This window comes from Pseudomonas trivialis (assembly GCF_036864995.1).
In the GTDB taxonomy this organism is placed as follows: Bacteria; Pseudomonadota; Gammaproteobacteria; order Pseudomonadales; family Pseudomonadaceae; genus Aquipseudomonas; species Aquipseudomonas trivialis.
The window spans coordinates 964,853-988,719 of record NZ_CP142151.1 but is presented as its reverse complement, the minus strand read 5'-3'; the positions used below and the strand labels follow the sequence as shown (position 1 = coordinate 988,719).

Below are 23,867 nucleotides of genomic sequence, written 5' to 3'. Positions count from 1 at the left end.
GTTTCTACCTCAGTTTCAGGGTGGCAAGGCCGACCAGGACCAGAATCACGGTGATGATCCAGAAACGGACGATCACGCGTGGCTCGGGCCAGCCCTTGAGTTCAAAGTGGTGGTGAATCGGCGCCATGCGAAACACGCGGCGCCCGGTCAACTTGAAGGACGCCACCTGGATGACCACCGACAGGGTTTCCATCACGAACACACCGCCCATGATGAACAGCACGATTTCCTGGCGCACGATCACGGCGATGGTGCCCAGTGCGGCGCCCAGCGCCAGTGCGCCGACATCGCCCATGAAGACCTGCGCCGGGTAGGTGTTGAACCAGAGGAACCCCAGGCCCGCGCCGATGAGCGCGCCACAGAATACGATCAGCTCACCCGCGCCCGGTACGTAGGGAATCAGCAGGTACTCAGCGAATTTCACGTTGCCCGACAGGTAGCAGAAGATGCCGAGCGCGCCGCCCACCATCACCGTCGGCATGATCGCGAGGCCGTCGAGGCCGTCGGTCAGGTTGACCGCGTTGCTGGAGCCGACGATCACGAAGTAGGTCAGCACCACGAAGCCGATGCCCAACGGGATACTGGCGTCCTTGAGCATGGGGATGATCAGGGTGGTTTCCACGGCGCTTGGCGCAGTGGTGTACAGGAAGATCGCCGCAGCCAGGCCGAACACCGACTGCCAGAAGTACTTCCAGCGGCTCGGCAGGCCCTTGGAGTTTTTCTCGATCACCTTGCGGTAGTCATCGACCCAGCCGATGGCACCGAACAACAGGGTCACCAGCAGCACCACCCACACGTAGCGGTTGTGCAGGTCGGCCCAGAGCAAGGTGCTGATGCCGATGGACGACAGGATCAATGCGCCGCCCATGGTGGGCGTGCCGGATTTGGACAGGTGCGACTGCGGGCCGTCATTGCGCACCGATTGACCAATTTGCAGGTTCTGCAGGGTGCGGATCATCCACGGCCCCAAAAACAGCGACAAGCACAACGCGGTCAGCACACCGAGAATCCCGCGCAGGGTCAGGTACTGAAAGACCGCGAAGCCTTTGTGAAACTGTTGCAGATACTCAGCCAGCAGCAGCAGCATTAATGTTTCTCCGTACTGGAACCGCACAAAGCTGCGACGACGTTTTCCATCACCGCGCTGCGCGATCCCTTGATCAAAAGGGTTGTATGTGGGTCTTGTTCAGCCGCCGTCAGCGACTGGATCAACTCGCCCTGAGTCGTGAAATGCTGCGCGCCGGCACCAAAGGCCGCGACGGCGTGGGCCATATTCGGGCCCACGGCGTAGAGCGCGTCGACTTTGCCGGCGGCATACGCGCCGACTTCGCGATGGCCTTGCTCGGCCCAGTCGCCCAGCTCACCGATATCCCCCAGCACCAGCACCTTGCGCCCGGCAAAGCCGTTGAGCAGGTCGACCGCCGCGTTGATGGAAGACGGGTTGGCGTTGTAGGTGTCATCGATCACGCGCATGCCGTTGCCGGCCAATTGCGCGACCGTGCGGCCCTTGACCGGCTGCACCGCGCCCAGGCCGCTGGCAATACCGGCCAGCGAGACGCCCAGGGCATGGGCGGCGGCGGCAGCAGCCAGCGCGTTGGCGACGTTATGGTTACCCAACAGATTCAGTTGCACATGCACGCTGCCTTGTGGCGTGTGCAAGGTGAAGGATGGGCAGCCACGCGCATCGGCGGCGATGCTGGAGGCATGAAAATCCGCTGCGGCGTTGAGCACCGCAAACGTCAGCACCTTGCGACCGTCGGCGCGGATGCGCCAGGTCTCGAAGGCCTTGTCATCGAGGTTCAAAACGGCCGTACCCGACGCGTCCAGGCCTTCAAGGATTTCACCCTTGGCCTCGACGATTTTTTCCGGGCCGCCGAACTCACCGACGTGGGCGGTGCCGGCGTTGTTGATCACGGCAACGTGGGGCTTGGTCAGCGCCACGGTGTAGGCGATTTCGCCGACGCGTGAGGCGCCCAGCTCGATCACGGCGGCGGTGTGTTCCGGGGCCAGTTCGAGCAGGGTCAGCGGTGCGCCGAAATCATTGTTCAGGTTGCCACGGGTGGCGAGCACCGGGCCGCGCGTACGCAGCACGCCGGCGAGCAATTCCTTGACCGTGGTCTTGCCGCTGGAGCCGGTGATGGCCGCCACGGGTTTATCGAATGCGGCACGGTTCAGTGCGCCCAACTGGCCCAGGGCCAGACGGGTGTCGGCGACCAGCAGTTGCGGCAAGGCAGCGTCAGTCACTTCGCGCTCGACCAGAGCGCCAACGGCCCCCTTGGCGGCTACGTCGTTCAGGTAGTCGTGGCCGTCGAAACGCGGGCCGGTCAGGGCCACGAACAGTTGCCCGGGGGTAATGTTGCGACTGTCGATACTGACGCCGTCGAAACGGCAGTCGCCGGACAGTACCCGGGCCGACAGGGCCTGGGCCAGTTCGCGCAACGTCATGGCTTTAAGCATGGGCGGCCTCCCAGGTAGTCAGGGCACGCTCAGCTTCGACCAGGTCGGAGAAGGCATGGCGCTCGCCGTTGATTTCCTGATAGTCCTCATGACCTTTGCCGGCCAGTACCACCACGTCGTCCGCGCTGGCGCTGGCGATCAGTTGGGCAATGGCGGCGCCGCGCCCGGCGACGAACGTCACGTTCGCGGTGTCTTTGAAGCCTTGGCGAATGTCATCGAAAATCCGCGCGGGGTCTTCGCTGCGCGGGTTGTCATCGGTCACCAGCACACCGTCGGCCAAGCGCTCGACGATGCCGGCCATCAGCGGGCGCTTGCCGCGATCACGGTCACCGCCACAGCCGAACAGGCACAGCAGCTTGCCCTTGGCGTGCGGGCGCAGGGCCAGCAGGACTTTTTCCAGCGCGTCAGGGGTGTGCGCGTAATCGACCACCACCAGCGGCTGCGTGCCGCCGCCCAGGCGCTGCATGCGTCCGGCTGGGCCTTCAAGCATTGGCAGCACGTTGAGAATTTCGTCAAGGGCGTAATCCAGGCCGAGCAAGGCGCCGACAGCGGCGAGCACGTTGCTCAGGTTGAAACGGCCGAGCAAGGTGCTGCGCAGGTGGTGCTCACCTTGCGGCGTCACCAGGGTGGCGCGTACACCTTCGTCATTGAATTGGGCCTGACGGCAATACAGGTACGCACTGGAATCTTCCAGGCTGTAGGTGATCAGGCGCGCTTCGCTGTGCTGCGCAGCCAGTTGCCGGCCGAAGTCATCGTCCAGGTTGATCACCCGGCACTTGAGGTCGTTCCAGGCAAACAGCCTGGCCTTGGCGGCGCCGTACGCCTCCATGGTGCCGTGGTAGTCGAGATGGTCGCGGGACAGGTTGGTCATGACGGCCACGTCGAAGGCCAGCGCGGTAACGCGACCCTGGTCGAGGCCGTGGGACGACACTTCCATGGCGACGGCCCTGGCTCCGGCCTTTTTCAGGTCGGCCAGGGTTGCCTGCACGGCAATCGGGTTCGGCGTGGTGTGCAGACCGCTTTGCAGCGCGCCATAAAAGCCGGTGCCCAGGGTGCCGACGATGCCGCAATGCTGACCCAGCAGGTCAAGGGCCTGGGCGACCAGTTGGGTCACGCTGGTCTTGCCGTTGGTGCCGGTGACGCCTACCAGATTGAGGTGACGACTTGGCTCACCGTAAAACCGCCCGGCGATATCCGAAAGTTGCCGGGCCAGGCCCTTGACCGGAATCAACGGCACGTCGGTGATCGGCAGCACGGTGGCGCCTTCCACTTCATAGGCAACCGCAGCGGCGCCACGCTGCAAGGCATCGGCAATATGTTCACGGCCATCGAACTTGCCACCCGGCACGGCCAGGAACAGGTCACCGGCACGGACATTACGGCTATCCAGGGTCAGCTCGCGAATCAGCAGATCGCGGCCGGCGTGGGCAAAAATCTTGTTCAGGCTAAGAGACATCAGCCGCGCCCTCCATTGGCTTTGACAGCAGCGGCCGGAGGTGCGGCGTTGGCTTGCTGGGTCGGCGGCAGGTTATCCGGGGTGATATTCATCAGGCGCAGGGTGCCGGACATCACTTTGCTGAACACCGGCGCCGAGACCAGACCACCGAAGTAGCCGGCCTTGCTCGGCTCATCGATCACTACGACGATGGCGTAGCGAGGGTCACTCATCGGACCGAAGCCGGCGAACAGCGAGCGGTAGGAGTTCTCGGCGTAGCCCTTGGTGCCCACCGACGTTTTACGCGCGGTACCGGACTTGCCAGCCACGTGATAAGCCGGCACCTGGGCGCGGAATACACCGCGCGGCGCTTCGATCACTTGTTGCAGCATGCCCTGCATGGTCTTGGCGACCTTCTCCGGTATCACCTGGGTGGCTTTCGGCGCCTCGTCAACGTGGATCAGGCTCAACGGAACCATGCGGCCGTTGTTTGCCAATACAGAGAAAGCGTGAGCCAATTGGATCGCGGTCACCGACAGGCCGTAGCCGTAGGACAGCGTGGCGGTCTCGGCTTTTTTCCAGTCACGGTAGTTCGGCAGATTGCCGACGCGCTCACCGGGGAAGTCGAGGCCGGTGGGTTGGCCCAGGCCGATCTTCTGTGCCAGGTGATAGATGGTTTCGCCGCCGATATCGAAGGCGACCTTGCTCATGCCAACGTTACTGGAGTTGATCAGGATACCGGTCAGGTCCAGCACCGGACCTTCGGTGCGAGATACGTCGCGAATGGTGTATTTGCCCAACTGCAATGTGCCCGGGTACACCTCGACCTTGTCGCTGGGTTTCCAGCGTCCGGTTTCAAGGGCGGCACTCATGGAGATGGCTTTCATGGTCGAGCCCGGCTCGAACACGTCGATCATCGCGCGGTTGCGCATCATCGCCGGTTGCAGGTTGCGACGGTTGTTGGGGTTGTAGGTGGGCTGGTTGACCATGGCGAGGATCTCGCCGGTCTTCACGTCCATGATCACCAGGCTGCCGGCCTTGGCACCGTTCTCGATGATCGCGTTGCGCAGCTCGCGGTTGGCCAGGTATTGCAGGCGCAGGTCAATCGACAACGCCAGAGGCTTGCCGGCCTTGGCGTTCTTGGTGACCTGGACGTCCTTGATCAGGCGGCCGCGACGGTCCTTGATGACCTGACGCTTGCCGGGCACGCCCGCCAGCCACTCATCGTAGGCCAGCTCGACGCCTTCGCGGCCGTGGTCGTCAATGTCGGTAAAGCCGACCATGTGCGCGGTGGTTTCACCGGCCGGGTAGAAACGACGAAATTCCTCGATGCCGTAGACACCGGGGACTTTAAGATCGAGCACCTGCTGGCCCTGCTCGGGCGTAAGGCCGCGCACCAGGTAGATGAATTCCTTATTGGCCTGGGCTTCAAGCCGTTCGGCCAGGGCTTTCGGATCCTGACCCAGGGCGGCGGCCAGTTGCGGCCACTTGTCCTTGGCTACCTGCAACTCCTTGGCGTTGGCCCACAGCGTGGTCACTGGCGTACTCACGGCCAGCGGCTCGCCGTTACGGTCGGTGATCAGGCCACGGTGCGCGGGAATCGGGATATGCCGCAGGCTGCGAGCGTCGCCCTGGCCGATCAGGAAGTCACGGTCGACCACCTGCAGGTCGATGATTCGCCAGGCGATGGCGCCCACCATCAAGGCCAGCAGGCCGAGCATCAGGCGAAAGCGCCATGGGTAAAGTGCACCCTCGAGTTTCATCATGGCGCCACCATGCGTACGTCAGCCGCGCCAGGGATGTGCATTTTCAATTGTTCGGTGGCCAGCACCTCGATACGACTGTGGGCCGTCCAGGTGCTTTGCTCCAGGATCAAGCGACCCCATTCGGCCTGCGCCTTGTCACGCACGCTCAGCTCCCCGTACAGGGTATTGAGCAATTGACGGTTGTAGTGGGCGCTGTAGGACACCGCAATAGCGGACACCAGCACGCCGACAAACAGCAACAACATAAAGAAGCTGCCGCCCGGCAGGGGTTTGGCGAAAAGCTTGCTCACCGCAACTTCTCCGCGACGCGCATGACAGCGCTACGGGAACGTGGGTTGGCCTTGAGTTCAGCTTCGGAGGCGAACTGCGCTTTGCCATGGACTTTGATTTTCGGCACAAAGGCTTCGAACCGCACCGGCAGGTTGCGCGGCAGGTTGTCGGACTCGCCCTTGACCAGGCGGCGCATGAACAGTTTGACGATGCGGTCTTCCAGGGAGTGGAAGCTGATCACCACCAGGCGACCGCCCACTTCCAGCGCTTCCAGAGCAGCCTGGAGGCCGGCTTCCAGATCGCCCAATTCGTTGTTGACGTGAATACGCAGGCCTTGGAACGCACGGGTCGCCGGGTTTTTGCCCTTTTCCCACGCGGGGTTGGCGACTTTCAGCACCTCGGCGAGGTCTGCGGTGCGCTCGAACGGCTGGATCTCACGGCGCTCGACCACGGCACGCGCCATGCGGCCGGCGAAGCGTTCTTCACCGTATTCCTTGAATACGCGGGCGATTTCTTCCACCGGGGCAGTGGCGATGAACTGCGCAGCGCTGACGCCACGGGTAGGGTCCATGCGCATGTCGAGCGGGCCGTCGTTCATGAAGCTGAAGCCGCGCTCCGGGTCGTCGAGCTGCGGCGAAGACACGCCCAGGTCGAGCAAAACCCCGGCCACCTTGCCCGCCATGCCGCGCTCGGCCACTTCGGCCCCCAGCTCGGCAAAGCTGCGCTGCACAACGACAAAGCGGCCGTCTTCGGCCGCTAGCGCTTGCCCGGTGGCAATCGCTTGAGGGTCTTTGTCGAACCCGAGGAGTTTGCCATCGGGCCCGAGCTGGCTGAGTATCAGGCGGCTATGCCCGCCCCTGCCGAACGTGCCGTCCAGATAGCAGCCATCGGCGCGTACGGCGAGAGCCTCAACGGCTTCGTCAAGCAGTACGGTGATGTGGTTAAAGCCGCTATCAATAGTCACAGGATCAGATCACGCAGTTCGTCGGGCATGGCACCCGGTTGTTGAATAGCCGCCAGGTCAGCTGCGGAAACAGCATCCCAGGCATCTTCGTCCCACAATTGGAACTTGTTCAGTTGGCCAACCAGCATCGCGCGCTTGTCGAGCCGGGCGTACTCGCGCAAACGCGGAGGCACCAGGAAACGACCACTGCCATCGAGCTCGAGGTCGACGGCATTACCAATCAGCAAACGCTGCAGACGGCGGTTTTCTTCACGCAATGAAGGCAGGGCACGCAGCTTGGTTTCGATCAACTCCCACTCATCGAGCGGGTAAACACACAAACAAGGGTCAACAGCGTCAATCGTGATGATTAACTGCCCTGAACTTCGCGAAATCAGCTCGTCACGATACCGGCTCGGCATAGCGAGACGGCCTTTTGCATCGAGACTGATTGCATTAGCTCCGCGAAACACAGGTGCGTTTCTCCAAATTTTAGCGTTTTACGTTCAAAAAACCCACTTTGTGCCACTTTCCGCCACTTGCGCACACTATAGGAATGCGCCCACCACACCGTCAAGGCGCGAATACGCGGAAAAGCCTTACAGAACGGAGATTTAGGAGCGTTAAAGGAGGAGAAATCAGAGTTCGACGGTGTTTTTGGCTGATCAAGCGTAAGTAGCTCAAATAGCTAGAGCCAAAAGTTAAAGTGATTTATTAAGAGTAAGATTTTTTTGGTATTACGAAGACGCATCTGCCAATGATTTGGCAGGGAGGGATTCTTGCGTTACTACCGGTTTTCTGTCCTAGAGTCGGACAGAAGGAAAAAGGTGGAGAGTCGATCTGTAAGCCGGGTTCTGTCTTGAACAGTCATTCGTCTACGATGGCCATCACTGGACATCTTTAGCAACCTACCCGGTCCCAGCGCGGGCCACGCCTTGGGACCCTATTTGGTCTTGCTCCAAGTGGGGTTTACCTAGCCACGAACTGTTGCCAGTCGTGCGGTGCGCTCTTACCGCACCTTTTCACCCTTACCGGCACCGAAGTGCTTAGGCGGTTATTTTCTGTGGCACTTTCCGTAGGCTCACGCCTCCCAGGCATTACCTGGCACTTCGCCCTATGGAGCCCGGACTTTCCTCCCCCTAATTTTCATAGAGGGCAGCGACTGTCCAATCGACTCTCCGCCGAGAAGGTTAACGGCCCGGCGGCCTCAGGACAAGTATTAAAAGTGCAGCAATGCCATCACGTTCTGACGAAATGCCGCCTCCCCCCGGAACTATTCGGCTTTCTGTTTATCCAGCGCCACCTGATAAAGGACATTCTTGCGCAGCCCGGTAATGTCGGCTGCCAGGGCTGCCGCCCGCTTGAGCGGCATTTCCTTGAGCAACAGATCAAGGATGCGCATGGCCTCGCTGCCGACAGCGTCCTCACTCTCCGGTGCGGTCCACCCCGCGACCAGAACCACGCACTCGCCGCGCTGCTGGTTGCTGTCGCCCTCGACGAATGCGCGCAGCTCTTGGAGCGGCAAGCCCTTGAGGGTTTCGAACGTCTTGGTCAGCTCCCGCGCCAGCAACGCCAGGCGATCACCGCCGAATACCAGCTCCATGTCCTGCAGGCATTCAAGGATGCGGTGCGGCGCCTCATAAAAAATCAGCGTGCGGGGCTCTTCCTCTACCGCCTGAAGGCGCGCACGACGGCCCACCGTCTTGGCCGGCAGGAAACCCTCGAAGATAAAGCGGTCCGATGGCAGACCCGCAGCAGATAATGCAGCAATCAAAGCGCATGCTCCGGGAACAGGCACTACAGTGATACCAGCGGCACGCGCCTGACGAACAAGGTGATAACCCGGATCAGAAATCAGTGGCGTGCCCGCGTCGGAGATCAGCGCGACATCATCACCCGCCAACAGCCGGGTGATAAAACGACTGCCCTCTTCCCGCTCGTTATGTTCGTGGCACGCAGCTAATGGCGTGCTGATACCAAAGTGCTGCATCAACCGCTGTGAGTGCCGCGTGTCTTCCGCCGCGATCAATTTGACCTCACGCAGGATTTTCAGCGCCCGGGAACTGATGTCATCCAGATTACCAATAGGCGTCGCCACGACAAAAAGCGAGCCTGCAGTGGAATTCAAAGGACCTGGAGCAGTCAAAACGCACACCTCGATGATTGGCAAATGCGCATTGTAGCGCGTAGATGCCCTGAGAATGTGCCATCACGGCCTGCGCCTGCTCGGCAGCCGGTGGTCATGAACACCTTTTGCACGACCTTATTCAACGCTTTAACGCCACTAACATCGCGCCTGGGCCAGTGCTTGGGTACACTTCCACGCTAATTTGATCGGTATCAGGACACTTACATGATCGCTTGCCTGCGGCTGCTCTCCGCCCTCTGCCTCGCCGCCTTATTGGCCGCGTGTGCCAGCTCGCCCTCGTCCAACCTTGGCGACCTTCCACGGACCCCGGACGCCAGTATCGAGCAACTGCTCGAACAGGCGACTACCGCCAAAACGCCCGAACAGGCTGCGCTGCTGCGCCTGAGCGCGGCCGACCTGGCCTACAGGCAGAACAACCCCGGCCGCTCGGCGCAGATTCTTGCGCAAGTGCCCCTGGACGCCCTCAAACCGGCCCCGCAAGTCTTTGCCAGCACCCTGGCGGCCGAACTGGCGATGGCGCGCAACCAGCCCAAGGCAGCGTTGGCCGCGCTGAACCATCCAAGCCTGCAAAACCTGAATCAACTGCCCGCAGAGCAACAGGTGCGTACGGGTACCGTGCATGCACGTGCCTATGAAGCCGATGGCCAGACCCTCGCTGCTGCGCGCGAGCGCGTGGCAATGGCACCGTTGCTCAAAGGCGATGCCGCCAACAGCAACCATGACGCGATCTGGGCCCTGATTGCCGCACTGCCGGCAGAGCAACTGCAAGCCAGTGGCAACCCGACGCTGGACGGTTGGATCAGCCTGGCCAAGGCGGTCAAGGGTGCCGGCACCCTGGAGCAACAACAGGCGGCAATCGACACCTGGCGCGCGCAGAACCCTGGCCATCCTGCCGCCGTGCAGTTGCCGACGCCGCTGACCAAGCTCAAGGAACTGGCCAGCCAGCCCCTGAACAAGATCGCGGTGCTGCTGCCCCAGGACGGCCCGCTGGCAGCCGTCGGCAAGGCGCTGCGTGAAGGCTTCATGGCTGCGCACTACCAGGCTGAACAGGCTGGGCAGAAGGCGCCGGTGATCGAGTTCTACGACAGCTCGCGCCTGACTTCCCTTGATGACTTCTATGCCAAGGCCCAGGCGGCCGGCGTGCAATTGGTGGTCGGTCCGCTGGAGAAGCCGCTGGTCAAGCAGCTCAGCGCGCGCCCTCAATTGCCAATCACCACCCTGGCGCTGAACTACAGCGAAGCCGATCAAAGCCCGGCGCAGTTGTTCCAGTTTGGTCTGGCGGCTGAAGACGAAGCCCGCGAAGTGTCGCGCCGCGCCCGCGCCGACGGCCTGCACCGCGCCGCCGCGATGGTGCCCCGTGGCGAATGGGGCGAGCGTGTCTACAAGGCCTTCCGTGAGGATTGGGAAGCCAATGGCGGTACCGTGCTGGGCGTCGAGTACGTCGATCAGCCGGTCGCCCTCGCCCAGCAGATCGCCGAACTGTTCCAGTTGCGCAAAAGCGAAGGCCGCGCCAAGAGCCTGCAGAACACTGTAGGTACTGACGTCGCAGCCCAACCTTCGCGTCGTCAGGACATCGAGTTCATTTTCCTGGCGGTGCCGCCGCAACTGGCCCAGCAGATCAAGCCGACCCTGAATTTCCAGTACGCCGGCGATGTGCCGGTGTATGCCACGTCCCACGTGTTCAGCGCCAGCGGTGACAAAAACCAGTACCTGGACATGACCAATGTGATGTTCTGCGAAACACCATGGCTGCTCAACACCACCGATCCACTGCGCAACCAGGTGGCTGCACAGTGGCCGCAAGCCAATGGCAGCCTCGGCCGTCTGTACGCGATGGGCGTCGATGCCTACCGCCTGGCACCGCGCCTGGGCCAGCTCAAGGCACTGCCGGACAGCCGCATTGACGGTCTGTCGGGTAGCCTGGGCATCAGCACCAACCAGCGCGTTGACCGCCAACTGCCATGGGCGAAGTTCGTCGGTGGCGAGGTCCAGCGCCTGCCCGATACCCCACGCTGATGCCCGAGCGGTCCAGCGCACAAAGCGGCAAGGATGCCGAACTGCAAGCTCTGAATTACCTGCAGCAACAGGGTCTGCGCCTGCTGGCGCAGAACTGGTTGTGTAAACGCGGAGAGCTTGATCTGGTCATGCTTGACGGCGATACAGTAGTATTCGTCGAAGTCCGCTACAGAAAACACGCACAATGGGGTGGCGCGCTCGCCAGTATCGACGGGCGCAAACGTCAGAAGCTGATACTCGCCGCGCAGTTTTTCCTGCTCAAGGAGCATCGCTGGTCAGACGCCCCCTGCCGTTTCGACGTGGTTGCCATAGAAAGCACACCGTCTGGCAAGGCTGATCTGAACTGGATCAAAAGTGCCTTCGACAGCTGATACGCCGGGCATCTTCACCCCACACTTTTGCTCTTTGCTTTGCGGGCTGCACATTTCTGTGCCAAACAGCCGCGCTACTTAAGGTCACACAGATGGACATGCAATCCCGAATTCGCCAGCTTTTCCAGGCCAGCATCGACACCAAGCAACAGGCGATGGACGTACTTGCACCGCACATCGAGCAAGCCAGTCAGGTCATGGTCAACGCCTTGCTCAACGAGGGCAAAATGCTTTCGTGCGGCAACGGCGGTTCGGCCGGCGATGCCCAGCATTTCTCTTCCGAGCTGCTCAACCGCTTCGAGCGTGAACGCCCGAGCCTGCCGGCCATTGCCTTGACCACCGATTCGTCGACGATCACCTCGATCGCCAACGACTACAGCTACAACGAAATCTTCTCCAAACAGATCCGTGCTCTGGGTCAACCGGGTGATGTGCTGCTGGCGATTTCCACCAGCGGCAACTCGGCGAACATTATTCAGGCGATCCAGGCCGCACATGATCGCGAAATGATTGTCGTAGCATTGACCGGACGCGACGGCGGCGGCATGGCCTCGCTACTGCTGCCCGAAGACGTTGAGATTCGCGTCCCGGCCAATGTCACCGCACGTATTCAAGAAGTCCACCTGTTGGCGATCCACTGCCTGTGCGATCTGATCGACAGTCAACTGTTCGGGAGTGAAGAATGACCGTTAAACGACTCAGCCTGGTGACTATTGCGCTGTGCCTCGGCATCAGCGGTTGCAGCACGGCCATCACCGCGACAAGGGATACCCCCATCCAGGACGACAGGGGCACGCGTACCTTCGGCAGCACCATTGATGACTCGCTGATCGAAACCAAGGTCAAGGTCAATGTGGCCAAAGCCGCGACCGACCTGGGCAATGGCGCCTCGCGCATTGTAGTGACCAGCTTCAACGGCGTTGTGCTGCTGGCAGGGCAAACGCCGCGCGCCGACCTCAAGGCCCAGGCCGAACAGGCCGCCTCGGCGGTTCAGCGGGTCAAGAAAGTGCACAACGAGCTGCAGGTCATGGACCCGATCACGCTGCTGGCCATCAGCAACGACGCCCTGCTGACCACCAAGATCAAGGCGCAGATGCTCACCGACAATGCGGTGCCAGGCTCGCGGATCAAAGTGGTCACCGACAACGGCATCGTTTACCTGATGGGCCTGTTGACCCAGGCGGAAGCGACTCGCGCGTCCAACCTGGTACAGGGCGTGTCCGGCGTGCAAAAGATTGTGAAGGTGTTCGAATACATCGACTGATGTAAACCCGCCGCCATGAAAAAGGGCGCCGTGCATTGATTGCACGGCGCCCTTTTTAGTGGCCAGCGTTTATTGGTACTGCTGGTACGGATTGCCCTGGAACTGGTTGTTTTGCTGTGGCGCCTGCTGCTGACCGGCAGGTTGGCCGTATTGCTGGCCAGGGATCGGGCCGAGGTTGACCTCGACGCGACGGTTTTGCGCACGGCCATTCACATCGGCGTTGCTGGCAATCGGGTTATCCGGCCCGGCACCGCGCGCACTCAGGTTGGCTGGGCTGACGCCCTGGGAAGTCAGGTAATTGGCGACGCTCTGGGCACGACGCTGGGACAGGTCCATGTTCAACTGGCGGCTGCCGGTGCTGTCGGTGTAGCCGACGATCTGGATCGTGTTCTGACTGAACTGCTTGAGGGAGTTGGCCAGGTTGTTCAGCGGCTGATAGAAGCTGCTGGCGATCGCGTCCGAGTTGGTGGCGAAGGTGATATTGCCCGGCATGATCAGCTTGATCTGGTCACCCTGGCGCTGCACTTCAACCCCGGTGTTGGCCATGCTTTCACGCAGTTTCTTTTCCTGCTGGTCGGCGTAGTAGCCGTAACCGGCAGCGCCGGCACCGGCAACCGCCGCACCGATCAGCGCGCCCTTGCCACGATGGTTGTGGTCAATGGCGGCACCGGCCAGCGCACCGGCCAGGGCGCCAAGGCCGCCGTATTTGGCGGTCTTGCTCATACCGCCCTCGGAACCATTGCTGGCCTGACCCTGATTGCCGCTGTAAGGATTAGGAGAAGCGCAGCCGGACAAAAGGGCTACGGCGGTGGCGACAACAAGCAGACGACGCGGAGTGAACATGTAGAGAGCTCCTACTTTTGCATTCTGTGATGCAGAGGACATTGGCAACTGGCCTGTGCCGAGTTTGGAACGCGACAAATGGCAAAGATTCCGTGGCAGCTAGCCGAGGGGCATCGAGGGCAACCCGTTCTTGTCGCTTTACAGACCGTAGCAGACTCAGGCTGAACGCGGCCTGCGGTTTTGCTGCAACGCTGCGCGCAAGGCGATACGTTTTTCGGACGAATGTCGCCAGAATCATTGCGCCATGAAACCGGTTGTCCCCTCCCCCTTTTCCGCTAACCAATCAACCTCAACGCCTGCGCCCGCGCCACCGCCTGCGTTCTGCGCTCCACCCCCAGCTTGCTGTTGATATGGCTCGCATGGGTCTTGACCGTGTGCAGGGAAATAAACAGCCGGTTGCTGATCTCCTGGTTCGAGCAGCCCAGGGCGATCAATTGCAGCACCGCCAGCTCTCGATTGCTCAGGGTTTCATGGGCAAGCGTGGCATCTGGCGCCAGCGTTGCCGGCAGCAGCGCCAGCAAGGCCTGATTGAGCACGCCGTGGGCGTCTTTGCCCAGTTGCTCGCGCATCCACTCCGGGTACGCGTCCAGCAGTCGCTGGAATGGCAGCAGCGCGCCGCCCGCCCCCGCTTCGAGTGCACGCGACAGTACCGGCCGCGCCTTGGCTTCCTGTCCGCAGTCGAGCAGCAATTGCGCCTGCTGGGTCAGCGCCAGCAGGGCGATCATCTGCCGCCCGCTGTCGTGGGCGTGTTGCGCCAGATCGTCGAGACGTTGCAGTGCGGCATCGGGCTGATGGCGGATCGCATCGAGGGTCGCCTGCTGCAGCTCGATATGCTGCGCCAGGTGCGGATGAAATTCCGGCGCAGCGGCCGCATGCTCGCCACTGTAGGTTTGCGCGAGCCGCGCCAGCCAGGCTTCGGCCAGGTCGGTGCGGCCCTGGGCCAGCCACAGTTCGCATTTGATCAGGGTGATCATCGCCAGGTAGTAGATCGGCGGTACGTCCCAGATATGCATCAGACGCTCGGCCTCGGCCAGTTCGGCAAAGGCCTTGGCGAAATCTGCACGGCGCCCTTCGAAGCTGGCGATCACGCAATGACCGATCAGTACGCTGATATCGCGGCACGCCCGTGCCTCGGTCAGGCCCGCGCGCAGGCGAGCGATACCGGCGTCGGACTGATTGCGCATCAGCAGTAGATACCCTTCGTACAACGAAAGCCGCGCGCGCACCGCATACAACCGTTGCGGCGCAAGGCCGTTCAAGCGCTGCAGCCCCTGGTGAACCTCATCAAGGGCCCGCAGGATCTCGCCGCGCGCCTGCAAGACCCGCGCGCGGTCGTAATGAGCCAGCGCCTCGAACAACGGGTTGCCGACGCGTTGCGCCAGCTCCAGGGACTCACGGTTCAGACCACGGGCGTGCCACAGATCGGCGTCGACGATGGCCAGGTTGGACAGCGTCGACAGGCATATCAGGCGCTGGCCATAACGCCGCTGCGGCAGGCTCTCCAACGCTTCGCTGCAATAACGCTGGGTCAACTCGCGGTCGCCCCGACCCCGAGCGATGATACCGCTCAGCGCCAGCCACTGCGCCAGCATCGACCTTTGTGCCGTGGCCGACGGCGCCGGCAGAAAGCGACTGAGGTAGCTGGACAATTCTTCTGCCGCATCCAACTGGCAGGCCAGGCCCAATGCCCAGCTGTACAGCACGATCAAGCGCGGCGTACTGATCAGCAGGCTGTCGGGCAGGTCCATTTTCCAGCGCAGCAACATGCCGATATTCTGCTCGGCCAATAGCTGTTCTTCGGACAGGTTCTGCACCAGATTGGCCGCTACATCCAGATGGCCCGCGCGCAGCGCCTGCTCCACGGCCTCATCGATCAAGCCCTGGGCATTGAACCAGCGACAGGCACGCAGATGCAGGCTCGCCGCCGGCAGCACGGCGGCACTGGCACGCCGGGTGCGCAACAGGTCGGAGAACAAATGATGATAGCGGTACCAGTGGCCCTGATCGTCAAGCGGGACGAGAAACACCTGGTGCGATTGCAGGTAGCGCAGGATTTCCGCGCTGTCGTGGGCTTCACGCACGGCGTCGCACAATTCGCTGCAGAAGCGTTCCTGGGGGGCGGTATCGAACAAAAAGGCTTGCACTTCAGGCGGCAGGCAGTCGATCACCTCTTCGAGCAGGTAGTCGCGGATCAGTCCCTCGCCGCCGTGCAGACTCTGCGGCAAAGCCTCTTCGCTGCCGGCTTCGGACGCGGCCAGCAGCCAGAAACGCAGGCCGGCCACCCAGCCTTCGCTGCGGCGAATCAGGTTCTCCAGCGCCTCGCCGCGCAGTGAGCTGCTGTGGTGGTCCAGCACCGCCAGGGATTCGGCATGGGTCAGGCGCAGGTCCTGTTCGTTGAGTTCCAGCAGATGGCGGGACAAACGCAACCGCGCCAGGTGCCAATCGGGACGCTGACGACTGGTGACCATCACCAACAGGCCATCGGGCAAGTGGTTGAGGAAAAATTGCAGACAGCGGTCCAGCACCGGGCCCTGGGCCAGATGGTAGTCATCCAGCACCAGCAACAGCGGCGCACCGGTGGACAGGTGCAGCGTCAGCTCATCGAGCAGGCCGTCGAGCCATTCTTCAAAGGCAAAGGGCTGATGGCGCTGGCGCATTTTCAGCAAGCCCAGGGACTGGGCGCCTATTTGCGGAAAATAGTGCTGCAAGCCTTCGAGCAGCCGTTCGAGGAAGCGGCCCGGGTCGCTGTCCCTCGCGCTCAATCCCAGCCACAGGCTCTGCCAATGGGCCGGCAACGCCTGGCAGAACTCCACCGCCAACGAACTCTTGCCGAACCCTGCCGGTGCGCTGACCAGCAGCAACCGCCCTTCGAGCCCAGCGCCCAGCCGTTCGCACAAGCGGGGTCGCGGCACGTAGCCGTCAGGCAGCGGAGGCCTGTAGAAGCGACCTTCCAGAGGCGGCATGACCGCGCTGGCAGGCCCCTGGATTCGGGACAGATCAGTCATCGCCGGGCTCTTGTATAAGGCTGTTGTCGGCATTGCAGATGTCCGCAGACTAGCGGTAAAAGCGCCTGCCTTGTAGATCTTTGCAACATTTGCCTTAAAAAGAACTGCGACAAAAAATGTGGGAGGGGGCTTGCTTCCGATGGTGGGGGATCAGTCAGTACATCTGTTGACTGATCCGCCGCCATCGGGAGCAAGCCCCTCCCACAGCGGGTTACCGTTACCGCTTAGCGAACACCATCCTGACGCAGAGCTGCCGGAGTGAAGTCACTGGTGGTGGCGGTAAAGCCGAAGTCATAGGCCTGCTTCTCTTCGTTTTTCATGCCCAGCGCCAGGTAGCGGCCGGACTGCAGGTCGTAGAGGGTTTCCAGGGCGTACCACGGCACTTGCTTGTCGTAGTAGTTCTCGGCATGAGCTTCGGCGACACGCCACAGTTGGCCACGACCATCGTAATGGTCGATCACCGCCGCCTGCCAGGTGTCTTCGTCGATGAAGAAGTCACGCTTGGCATAGATGTGGCGCTGGCCTTCCTTCAAGGTGGCGACCACGTGCCAGACACGGCGCAGTTCATAACGCGTCAGGTCCTGGTTGATGTGGCCGGCCTTGATGATGTCGGCGTACTTGAGCTTGGGGTCGTCGATCTTGTAGCTGTTGGAGGCGATGTAGATTTCTTTCTTGCCTTCCAGCTTCCAGTCGTAGCGATCCGGTGCGCCGTTGTACATGTCGAGGTTGTCGGAGGTACGCAGGCCGTCGGCGGCAGTGCCCGGCCCGTCGTAGGACACTTGCGGCGCCCGGCGCACGCGGCGCTGACCGGCGTTATACACCCACGCCGAACGCGGCTCCTTCACCTGGTCCAGGGTTTCGTGCACCAGCAGCACGCCACCGGTCAGACGCGCCGGCGCGGTCACTTGCTGCTTGAAGTAGAACAACACGTTGCCCGGGTTTTTCGGATCGAAGTCCTTCATTTTGTCGCGGAACACGAACTGGTCTCGGAAGTACACCAGGCTGTAGGAACCGTTGGTTTGCGGCGTCGCCTGAGTGACCAGACGCGTCACGCTACCGCCACGATAGCGGGTGATGTGGTTCCAGATCACTTCAACGCCGGTCTTCGGGATCGGGAACGGCACGGCCGTCGAGAAGTTTTCCAGGCCGTTGCCGCCGGACACCAGATTGGTGGTGGTGGCATTCTTCTTGATCGCGGCGAACACATCAGCCGGCACGGTGGCACCGCGATGGGTCGGGTAAACCGGCATCTTGAAGGTTTCAGGGTAGCGCTTGAACATCGCGTACTGCCCCGGCGCCAGCTTGTCCTTGTACTGCTCGACGTTCTGCGCGGTGATGGTGAATTGCGGTTGTTCACTGGCATAAGGGTTGGCGAGGAAACCACGGGCATCGACCGCACCGGCGTTGGTGGGCATGGGCGACCATTTCGGAATGGTGCCGGCCGCGTTGCCGGCCATTTCGGCGCCCATCGGCGTCAGGCTTGTGCCCAGCTTGGCGGCTTCATCCGGCGAAACGGCCGCCATGACGTGGCTCGCCATGATCGACAGCCCCAGCACACCGATGTGCAACAGACTTTTGCTTATTTTCATGTTGTTGTTCTTCCTGAAAATGCATGCCGCTTGGAAAAGTGTGCTTAGAAGTTGGCGCCGAAGCTCAAGGCCACGAAGTCGCGGTCATCCACGGTGCTGAACTTGCCCCCAAAGAAGTTGGTGTAGGCCAGACTCGCGGTGTAGGTGTTCTGGTACTCGGCATCCAGGCCCAGGCTGACCGCCTTGCGACCTTCCTCAAAGTTGCCGCCAGGGCCTGGGGAGTAACCCTTGACGTCATGGGACCAGGCCACGTTCGGCTTGAGGTTTACCCCGGCGAACACGTCCGGGTATTCCCAGATGGCGCGTGCGCGGTAGCCCCAGGAGGTGGCAGTGGTATAGCCGTCGTTGCTGCAGTTGGTGTTCAGGCCGGCCGCATTGGGCAGACCGGCGCCGTTGGCGGTGGACGCGTTGAGCGCATTGCAGAAGCCGCCCGGCAAGGTGCCTGGGCCGAATACCGGATCACGGCCATAACGGGCCTGGGACTTGCTCTCCAGCCCGCCCACATGGGTCACGCCGATTTCGCCGACGGTGGTCAGGCGGCTGGCGCCCATCACCTGGTCGAAGAAGTGCGTGAAGGTGGTCTGGAACTGCGTCACTTCCTTGCGGTTGTAACCATGCAGGTCCTGGCCCGGGCTGCCCTTGAGCACGGACGCATTGCCAAAGCCCGGAATCGGCGTGACACCGGCAAACAGGATGTCGGTGGTGCTCAGTTGCACCGGGGCATTCGGACGGTAGCTCAGTTCACCGCTCCAGGCGGTGCCGGTAGGCAGCGTGGTGGAGAAGCTCAAACCGTAGAGACGGATATCTTCCGGGTATTCGACGAAGTAATTGGAACTGCCCGCCACGATCAGCGGACGCAGTGCCGCCAGCGGCCCCAGTGGTCGAGTGAACGCCGACGCCGGCGCACCCTGGGCACTGAAGATCGGCGCACGGCTGTGGTAGTTCATGAAGTACGCGCCGAACTCGGTGTCCAGCGGTTCGAAGTTGTAGTGCATGGCCATGCCGAACTGGCCGCTGTCGCGCGCATCACGGTCCGGCCCACGGCGCACCAGCACGCCCTCGCCGTTGACGTCCACGCCCAGCGCATTCAGGGTCGGCAATGCCGCGCCTGGAATGGTCGAGCGCTTGTTCAGCACGCGCAGGTTATTGCTGCAGCCGTCGGAAATCACGTCAGGCTGGGAGAAGAAGGTGCCGCAGTTATCGGTAACGGTTTGGTCCCACTCCAACTGGTAAAACGCCTCGGCCGACAGGTTGTCGGTGAGCGTCTGGGACACGTAGAACATGTTGACCGGAATCAGGCCTTCCTTGATCTCGGCGCCCGGACGACGGAACGCAGACACGTCAATCGGGTTGATAGAGTTGATGCCGCCGCCGATGAAGGTGCTTTCACCCCAGCTCACCACCTGCTTGCCGAACCGCACATTACCCGGCTGATCGGCAATGCTGTAGTTGTGGTAGATGAACGCATCGAGAATCTGCCCGCCCGAGGACTTGGCACCCTCTTTGCGGTTGTTGTCGCTGATGTCCTTGAATTGCCGGCTTTCGTCTTTGAGCTCGAAGTCATACCAGTACTTGCCACGCACGAACACGCCGGTATCGCCGTATTTCAGTTCCAGGTCGTGAATGCCCTTGAAGATCTTCGAGAAGGTCTCGCCGCGCTTGAAGTTCAGGTGGCCATCATCGGACGTCTGGGACAAACCCCGGCCGCCGTTGTTGGCGCCGATCAGGTCACGATTGGCCTTGGCAGTGGACCAACTGGCGCCCACGGACAGCGACGAGTCAAAGCTCCCTTCGATTTCACCGATATTGAAACTGACGCCGAATGCAGGCCCGGCGAGCGTAGAGGCGAGACTGACGGCCAGGGGCAGTTTTGCCCGGCGCCAGAACTGGTTTACTGAGGTCATCGACGCTACTCCATGTGCATTATTGTTATGGCAGTGAGTTTTTTCGTTGATGCATGTAACGGCCGGAATACAACGATTCCAATGCCGCCCGGCAACCAGGCCCCCATGGCCTGAAGTGCAACATCCTTGAAAAACTCTGTGAGTGACTATAGCCAGCAGGGCATACCGCTTGATCCCTCTAAAGTGTGATTTGCATCACCAACCCGTCTGCCACAGTCCTTTCGCCACGTCGGCGAAGGCCGACGCGGGAAGGATGGCTGAAAATCGGCAAATCACAAGTAAAGCCGCAAGATAGAGCATTGCCGTGCCCGAACGGGCACGGCGAACACACTCAGAGGGTGGACAGGAACGTGCTGTTGTTGGCCTGCCATTCGATGATGTCGACGCGGATACGTTTTTTGTCGAGTTTGCCGACGCTGGTCTTGGGAATTTCCGTAACAACGGCGATCTGGCTCGGAATCGCCCACTTGCTCAAGTGACCCAACTCCACGAACGGCTTGAGGTGTTCCTTGAGTTCGCGCGCGCCAATCTCATGGCCATCACGCACCACCAGCAACGCGAACGGGCGCTCGCCCCACTGCGGATCGGCAATGCCCACCACAGCGACTTCGCGCACCGCCGGGTGACGGCTGACCAGGTCCTCGAGCGCCAGGGACGAGACCCACTCGCCGCCGGTCTTGATCACATCCTTGATGCGGTCGCGAATATCGATCACGCCAAACGCATCCAGGGTGGCCACGTCGCCGGTGTGCATCCAGCCGCCTGCCCACAGCTCGGCGCCCTTTTGCGGCTCGTTGAAATAGCCTTCGCTGAGCCACGGCGCACGCAGCACCAGTTCGCCCTGGGACTCGCCATCGGCAGGCAGGAAGTTGCCATCGGCGTCGACAATCGCCGCGTCCACCAGCGGTCCCGGTACACCGGCCTTGATCCGATAGGTGGTGCGCTCGTCTTCACTGCCGGCCATCAACTCGTCGTTGAGGTGGGCGCAGGACACCAGCGGCCCGGTCTCGGACATGCCATAGGCGGCCGTCAGCTGAATACCCCGCGCCTTGGCCGCCTCATAGAGGGTGCGGTTGAGCGCACTGCCGCCAATGACGATTTTCCAGCCGCCAAAGTCCACGTTCTGGGCGGCCTTGGCGTTGAGCAGCATTTGCAGAATGGTCGGCACGCAATGGGAGAAGGTGACGCGCTCCTTGCGCCACAGCTCCACCAGGTATTCCGGGTCGTAGCGACCGGGGTACACCTGCTTCAAACCGAGCATGGTCGCCACGTACGGCAGGCCCCAGGCATGCACGTGGAACATCGGTGTGATCGGCATGTACACGTCGCTGGTGCCCAGCAGGCGCACGCTGTCGACGCTGCCCATGATGGTCGCCACGCCAATGGTGTGCAGCACCAGTTGGCGATGGGTGAAGTACACGCCCTTGGGGTTACCGGTGGTGCCGGTGGTGTAGAAGGTGGTGGCGACCGAGTGCTCGTCGAAATCCTCGAAGGCGTAAGTGGGGCTGGCGGCTGCCAGCAGGGTTTCGTACTCGCCTACCAGGTTGGGCAACTCGGCGGTGTGGGCGTCATCGTCGGTGAGCAGCAGGGTCTTGTCCACCGTGGTGAGCTGCCCGGCGATGGCCTGGTAGAGCCCGACGAACTCGCTGTTGACCAGCACGAAGCGGTCCTCGGCATGGTTCATGGTGTAGAGAATCTGTTCCGGCGACAGGCGCACGTTGATGGTATGCACCACCGCGCCGATCATCGGGATGGCGAACATGCATTCCAGGTAGCGGTGGCTGTCCCAGTCCATCACCGCGACGGTGTCACCGGCCTTGACCCCGGCTTCGGTGAGCACGTTGGCCAGCCGCGCGACCCGCTCGATCAAGGTGGGATAGGTGTAGCGCAGCCTGTCGCGGTAGACGATTTCCCGGGTCTTTTCGTAGCGAGTGCCGGACATCAACAGGCGCTTGATCAACAACGGGTATTGGTAAGCGCCTTCGGCGGGCGGGATAACACGGGTCTGCAACATACGAATCCCTTTTTATGACTGCAAGGTCTTGGCTTGAAGACTTGCACTGTAGAGACCTTGTGTTTCAACCAAATCAGCCAAAGGAATGATTTGCAGAGCGCTGCAAATGCTAGCTTTGCGCCAGTATTTGAGGCGCTCAAGCGGCTTATTTCATGCTGGTAAAGGCCAGCTTCACGCCGATGGCAATCAACACCGCGCCCATGGTCCGATCAAACCAGTGGCCCATCTTCGCAAACCCGGCCCGCACGCGTTGCTGGCTGAAAAGCATCGCCACCAGGCAGAACCATAACCCCGTCGCCACCGCCAGGTACACGCCATAGCCAGCCTGCACCGCCAGCGGCGTGTGCGGGTTGATCACTACGGTGAACAGCGACAGGAAGAACAACGTGGCCTTGGGATTCAGGCCGTTGGTGACAAACCCGGCAGTAAACGCCCCACGCGGCGTGCGCTCGCCCACTTCACGGTGCAACTCGTCCTCGGCAACGGGCTTGACCGGCTGCGCGCGCAGGGCCTTGAAGCCGATGTACAACAGATAGGCGGCCGCCGCCCATTTCAGCGCGTTGAACAGCACGATGGACTGGGACACGATCAAGCCGATGCCGAGCAACGAGTAACCCACGTGCACGAAAATCGCCGAGCCGACACCCAGCGCGGTCCAGGTTCCGGCGCGACGGCCGTGGGTCACGCTTTCGCGCACCACCACGGCGAAGTCGGGGCCAGGGCTGGCCACCGCCAACAGGTGAATCAGGGCCACGGTCAAAAACTCGGCGAGGTACATGTTCGCTCCCATTACGTAACGGATTATTTCATCTGATAGTCTCGGCAGATTACGCCTTCGAACTCCGTCGCAAAAGGTACAGTTGAGCATGAACAATCGCCGCGCCGTCTTCCTCGATCACCCCTCTCTCGACCTGGGCGACCTCGACCTCAGCGATTTGCAGGCCTGCTTCAGCGACCTGCAGCTGTTCGAGCGGACCACCGCTCAGAATGTGATCGAACGCCTGCAGGGTGCCCAGGTCGCCATCAGCAACAAGATCGCGCTCGACGCCGACACGCTGGCCGCCTGCCCCGAGCTCAAGCTGATCCTCGTATCGGCCACCGGCACCAACAACGTTGACCTTGCGGCCGCCCGTGCCCACGGCATCACCGTGAGCAACTGCCAGGGCTACGGCACGCCGTCGGTGGCGCAACATACGCTGATGCTGCTGCTCAACCTGGCCACGCGCCTGCAGGACTATCAGCGCGACGTGGCCGCTGGCAAATGGCAGGCGGCCACGCAGTTTTGCCTGCTGGACCATCCGATTGTCGAGCTGCAAGGCAAAACCCTTGGCCTGCTCGGCCATGGCGAACTGGGCGGCGCCGTTGCGCGGCTGGCCGAGGCCTTTGGCATGCGCGTGCTGCTGGGCGCGATTCCTGGCCGCCCTGCCCGAGCCGATCGGGTGCCGCTGGATGAGTTGCTGGCGCAGGTCGACGCGCTGACGCTGCACTGCCCGCTCAATGAGCACACCCGCGATATGATCGGCGCTCGCGAGCTGGCGCTGCTCAAGCGCGGCGCGTTGGTGGTCAATACGGCGCGCGGCGGTTTGATCAATGAACAGGCGCTGGCCGATGCGTTGCGCAGCGGCCATTTGGGCGGTGCCGCCACGGATGTGCTGAGCGTGGAGCCGCCGGTCAATGGCAACCCGCTGCTGGCCGGCGATATTCCTCGGTTGATCGTCACGCCGCATAACGCCTGGGGCAGCCGCGAGGCGCGCCAGCGCATCGTCGGCCAACTGGCGGAAAACGCCCGGGGCTTTTTCAGTGGCGCCCCGCTGCGGGTCGTCAGTTGATAGACTGCGCCC

The 23,867-nt window shown here is 61.9% G+C and carries 19 protein-coding genes and 1 other RNA gene; 5 read left to right on the top strand and 15 right to left on the bottom strand.

Annotation, left to right across the window (positions count from 1 at the left end):
- Positions 1-4 precede the first annotated feature (4 nt).
- The 9 genes from mraY to rsmI form a co-directional block, all read right to left on the bottom strand.
- Positions 5-1,087: a phospho-N-acetylmuramoyl-pentapeptide-transferase gene (gene mraY, locus VRB54_RS04295; RefSeq protein ID WP_004371987.1), complete on the bottom strand. Its 1,083-nt coding sequence runs from the start codon at positions 1,085-1,087 to the stop codon at positions 5-7.
- Positions 1,087-2,457, bottom strand: coding sequence for a UDP-N-acetylmuramoyl-tripeptide--D-alanyl-D-alanine ligase (locus VRB54_RS04290; RefSeq protein WP_338479646.1), 1,371 nt, complete (start codon positions 2,455-2,457; stop codon positions 1,087-1,089). The genes mraY and VRB54_RS04290 overlap by 1 nt, the downstream gene beginning before the upstream one ends.
- Positions 2,450-3,913, bottom strand: a complete 1,464-nt coding sequence (locus VRB54_RS04285; RefSeq protein ID WP_338479645.1) for a UDP-N-acetylmuramoyl-L-alanyl-D-glutamate--2,6-diaminopimelate ligase — start codon at positions 3,911-3,913, stop codon at positions 2,450-2,452. Before VRB54_RS04285 ends, VRB54_RS04290 begins: the two co-directional genes overlap by 8 nt.
- On the bottom strand, positions 3,913-5,655 hold the full coding sequence (locus VRB54_RS04280; protein WP_163000907.1) for a peptidoglycan D,D-transpeptidase FtsI family protein: 1,743 nt from the start codon (positions 5,653-5,655) through the stop codon (positions 3,913-3,915). The genes VRB54_RS04285 and VRB54_RS04280 overlap by 1 nt, the downstream gene beginning before the upstream one ends.
- Positions 5,655-5,948 (bottom strand): cell division protein FtsL, encoded by a 294-nt coding sequence (ftsL, locus tag VRB54_RS04275; RefSeq protein ID WP_004371991.1) that lies wholly within the window; start codon positions 5,946-5,948, stop codon positions 5,655-5,657. The genes VRB54_RS04280 and ftsL overlap by 1 nt, the downstream gene beginning before the upstream one ends.
- The gene (rsmH, locus tag VRB54_RS04270) at positions 5,945-6,892 is read right to left on the bottom strand and encodes a 16S rRNA (cytosine(1402)-N(4))-methyltransferase RsmH (RefSeq protein WP_422396074.1); all 948 of its coding nucleotides are present in this window, start codon (positions 6,890-6,892) and stop codon (positions 5,945-5,947) included. The genes ftsL and rsmH overlap by 4 nt, the downstream gene beginning before the upstream one ends.
- Positions 6,889-7,344: a division/cell wall cluster transcriptional repressor MraZ gene (mraZ, locus tag VRB54_RS04265; RefSeq protein WP_004371993.1), complete on the bottom strand. Its 456-nt coding sequence runs from the start codon at positions 7,342-7,344 to the stop codon at positions 6,889-6,891. The genes rsmH and mraZ overlap by 4 nt, the downstream gene beginning before the upstream one ends.
- Positions 7,345-7,698: 354 nt before the next feature.
- Positions 7,699-8,049, bottom strand: an RNA gene (gene rnpB / locus VRB54_RS04260) — RNase P RNA component class A.
- Positions 8,050-8,144: 95 nt separating this feature from the next.
- Positions 8,145-9,017: a 16S rRNA (cytidine(1402)-2'-O)-methyltransferase gene (rsmI, locus tag VRB54_RS04255; protein ID WP_338479644.1), complete on the bottom strand. Its 873-nt coding sequence runs from the start codon at positions 9,015-9,017 to the stop codon at positions 8,145-8,147.
- A 207-nt stretch (positions 9,018-9,224) separates the two neighbouring features.
- Here rsmI and VRB54_RS04250 point away from each other — a divergent pair, with 207 nt between their 5' ends.
- From VRB54_RS04250 to VRB54_RS04235, 4 genes are all read left to right on the top strand, one after another.
- Positions 9,225-11,036 carry a penicillin-binding protein activator gene (locus VRB54_RS04250; RefSeq protein WP_338479643.1) on the top strand — a complete coding sequence of 604 codons (1,812 nt, stop codon included), beginning with the start codon at positions 9,225-9,227 and terminating at the stop codon, positions 11,034-11,036.
- Positions 11,036-11,407, top strand: a complete 372-nt coding sequence (locus tag VRB54_RS04245) for a YraN family protein (protein WP_338481047.1) — start codon at positions 11,036-11,038, stop codon at positions 11,405-11,407. The genes VRB54_RS04250 and VRB54_RS04245 overlap by 1 nt, the downstream gene beginning before the upstream one ends.
- Before the next feature lie 92 nt (positions 11,408-11,499).
- Positions 11,500-12,093 (top strand): phosphoheptose isomerase, encoded by a 594-nt coding sequence (locus VRB54_RS04240; protein ID WP_007904374.1) that lies wholly within the window; start codon positions 11,500-11,502, stop codon positions 12,091-12,093.
- Positions 12,090-12,671 carry a BON domain-containing protein gene (locus VRB54_RS04235; RefSeq protein ID WP_004371998.1) on the top strand — a complete coding sequence of 194 codons (582 nt, stop codon included), beginning with the start codon at positions 12,090-12,092 and terminating at the stop codon, positions 12,669-12,671. Before VRB54_RS04240 ends, VRB54_RS04235 begins: the two co-directional genes overlap by 4 nt.
- A 69-nt stretch (positions 12,672-12,740) precedes the next feature.
- On the opposite strand, the gene VRB54_RS04230 is transcribed toward VRB54_RS04235, so the two are convergent.
- The 6 genes from VRB54_RS04230 to VRB54_RS04205 all read right to left on the bottom strand — a co-directional run bounded on the left by VRB54_RS04230 (position 12,741) and on the right by VRB54_RS04205 (position 22,804).
- Positions 12,741-13,514 carry an OmpA family protein gene (locus tag VRB54_RS04230; protein WP_338479642.1) on the bottom strand — a complete coding sequence of 258 codons (774 nt, stop codon included), beginning with the start codon at positions 13,512-13,514 and terminating at the stop codon, positions 12,741-12,743.
- 275 nt (positions 13,515-13,789) lie between these two features.
- Positions 13,790-16,519 carry a LuxR C-terminal-related transcriptional regulator gene (locus VRB54_RS04225; protein ID WP_338479641.1) on the bottom strand — a complete coding sequence of 910 codons (2,730 nt, stop codon included), beginning with the start codon at positions 16,517-16,519 and terminating at the stop codon, positions 13,790-13,792.
- Positions 16,520-16,743: 224 nt separating this feature from the next.
- Positions 16,744-18,108: a DUF1329 domain-containing protein gene (locus VRB54_RS04220; RefSeq protein ID WP_338479640.1), complete on the bottom strand. Its 1,365-nt coding sequence runs from the start codon at positions 18,106-18,108 to the stop codon at positions 16,744-16,746.
- 44 nt (positions 18,109-18,152) lie between these two features.
- Complete coding sequence (locus VRB54_RS04215) at positions 18,153-20,012, bottom strand: DUF1302 domain-containing protein (RefSeq protein WP_338479639.1); 1,860 nt, start codon at positions 20,010-20,012, stop codon at positions 18,153-18,155.
- 331 nt (positions 20,013-20,343) lie between these two features.
- Complete coding sequence (locus VRB54_RS04210; RefSeq protein ID WP_338479638.1) at positions 20,344-22,026, bottom strand: fatty acid--CoA ligase; 1,683 nt, start codon at positions 22,024-22,026, stop codon at positions 20,344-20,346.
- A gap of 145 nt (positions 22,027-22,171) precedes the next feature.
- Entirely contained in the window at positions 22,172-22,804 is a 633-nt protein-coding gene (locus VRB54_RS04205) for a LysE family translocator (protein WP_338479637.1), read from the bottom strand.
- A gap of 88 nt (positions 22,805-22,892) precedes the next feature.
- Here VRB54_RS04205 and VRB54_RS04200 point away from each other — a divergent pair, with 88 nt between their 5' ends.
- Positions 22,893-23,855 carry a 2-hydroxyacid dehydrogenase gene (locus tag VRB54_RS04200; RefSeq protein ID WP_338479636.1) on the top strand — a complete coding sequence of 321 codons (963 nt, stop codon included), beginning with the start codon at positions 22,893-22,895 and terminating at the stop codon, positions 23,853-23,855.
- Positions 23,856-23,867: the final 12 nt, after the last annotated feature.

Excerpts from the sequence above, each read along its gene's own strand:
- VRB54_RS04280 (WP_163000907.1), bottom strand. The coding sequence starts at position 5,655 with ATGAAACTCGAGGGTGCACTTTACCCATGGCGCTTTCGCCTGATGCTC.
- VRB54_RS04210 (WP_338479638.1), bottom strand. The coding sequence starts at position 22,026 with ATGTTGCAGACCCGTGTTATCCCGCCCGCCGAAGGCGCTTACCAATAC.
- VRB54_RS04215 (WP_338479639.1), bottom strand. The coding sequence starts at position 20,012 with ATGACCTCAGTAAACCAGTTCTGGCGCCGGGCAAAACTGCCCCTGGCC.
- VRB54_RS04285 (WP_338479645.1), bottom strand. The coding sequence starts at position 3,913 with ATGTCTCTTAGCCTGAACAAGATTTTTGCCCACGCCGGCCGCGATCTG.
- VRB54_RS04230 (WP_338479642.1), bottom strand. The coding sequence starts at position 13,514 with ATGTTCACTCCGCGTCGTCTGCTTGTTGTCGCCACCGCCGTAGCCCTT.
- VRB54_RS04205 (WP_338479637.1), bottom strand. The coding sequence starts at position 22,804 with ATGTACCTCGCCGAGTTTTTGACCGTGGCCCTGATTCACCTGTTGGCG.
- VRB54_RS04290 (WP_338479646.1), bottom strand. The coding sequence starts at position 2,457 with ATGCTTAAAGCCATGACGTTGCGCGAACTGGCCCAGGCCCTGTCGGCC.
- mraY (WP_004371987.1), bottom strand. The coding sequence starts at position 1,087 with ATGCTGCTGCTGCTGGCTGAGTATCTGCAACAGTTTCACAAAGGCTTC.
- VRB54_RS04235 (WP_004371998.1), top strand. The coding sequence starts at position 12,090 with ATGACCGTTAAACGACTCAGCCTGGTGACTATTGCGCTGTGCCTCGGC.
- VRB54_RS04245 (WP_338481047.1), top strand. The coding sequence starts at position 11,036 with ATGCCCGAGCGGTCCAGCGCACAAAGCGGCAAGGATGCCGAACTGCAA.
- VRB54_RS04200 (WP_338479636.1), top strand. The coding sequence starts at position 22,893 with ATGAACAATCGCCGCGCCGTCTTCCTCGATCACCCCTCTCTCGACCTG.
- VRB54_RS04225 (WP_338479641.1), bottom strand. The coding sequence starts at position 16,519 with ATGACTGATCTGTCCCGAATCCAGGGGCCTGCCAGCGCGGTCATGCCG.
- VRB54_RS04250 (WP_338479643.1), top strand. The coding sequence starts at position 9,225 with ATGATCGCTTGCCTGCGGCTGCTCTCCGCCCTCTGCCTCGCCGCCTTA.
- VRB54_RS04240 (WP_007904374.1), top strand. The coding sequence starts at position 11,500 with ATGGACATGCAATCCCGAATTCGCCAGCTTTTCCAGGCCAGCATCGAC.
- VRB54_RS04220 (WP_338479640.1), bottom strand. The coding sequence starts at position 18,108 with ATGAAAATAAGCAAAAGTCTGTTGCACATCGGTGTGCTGGGGCTGTCG.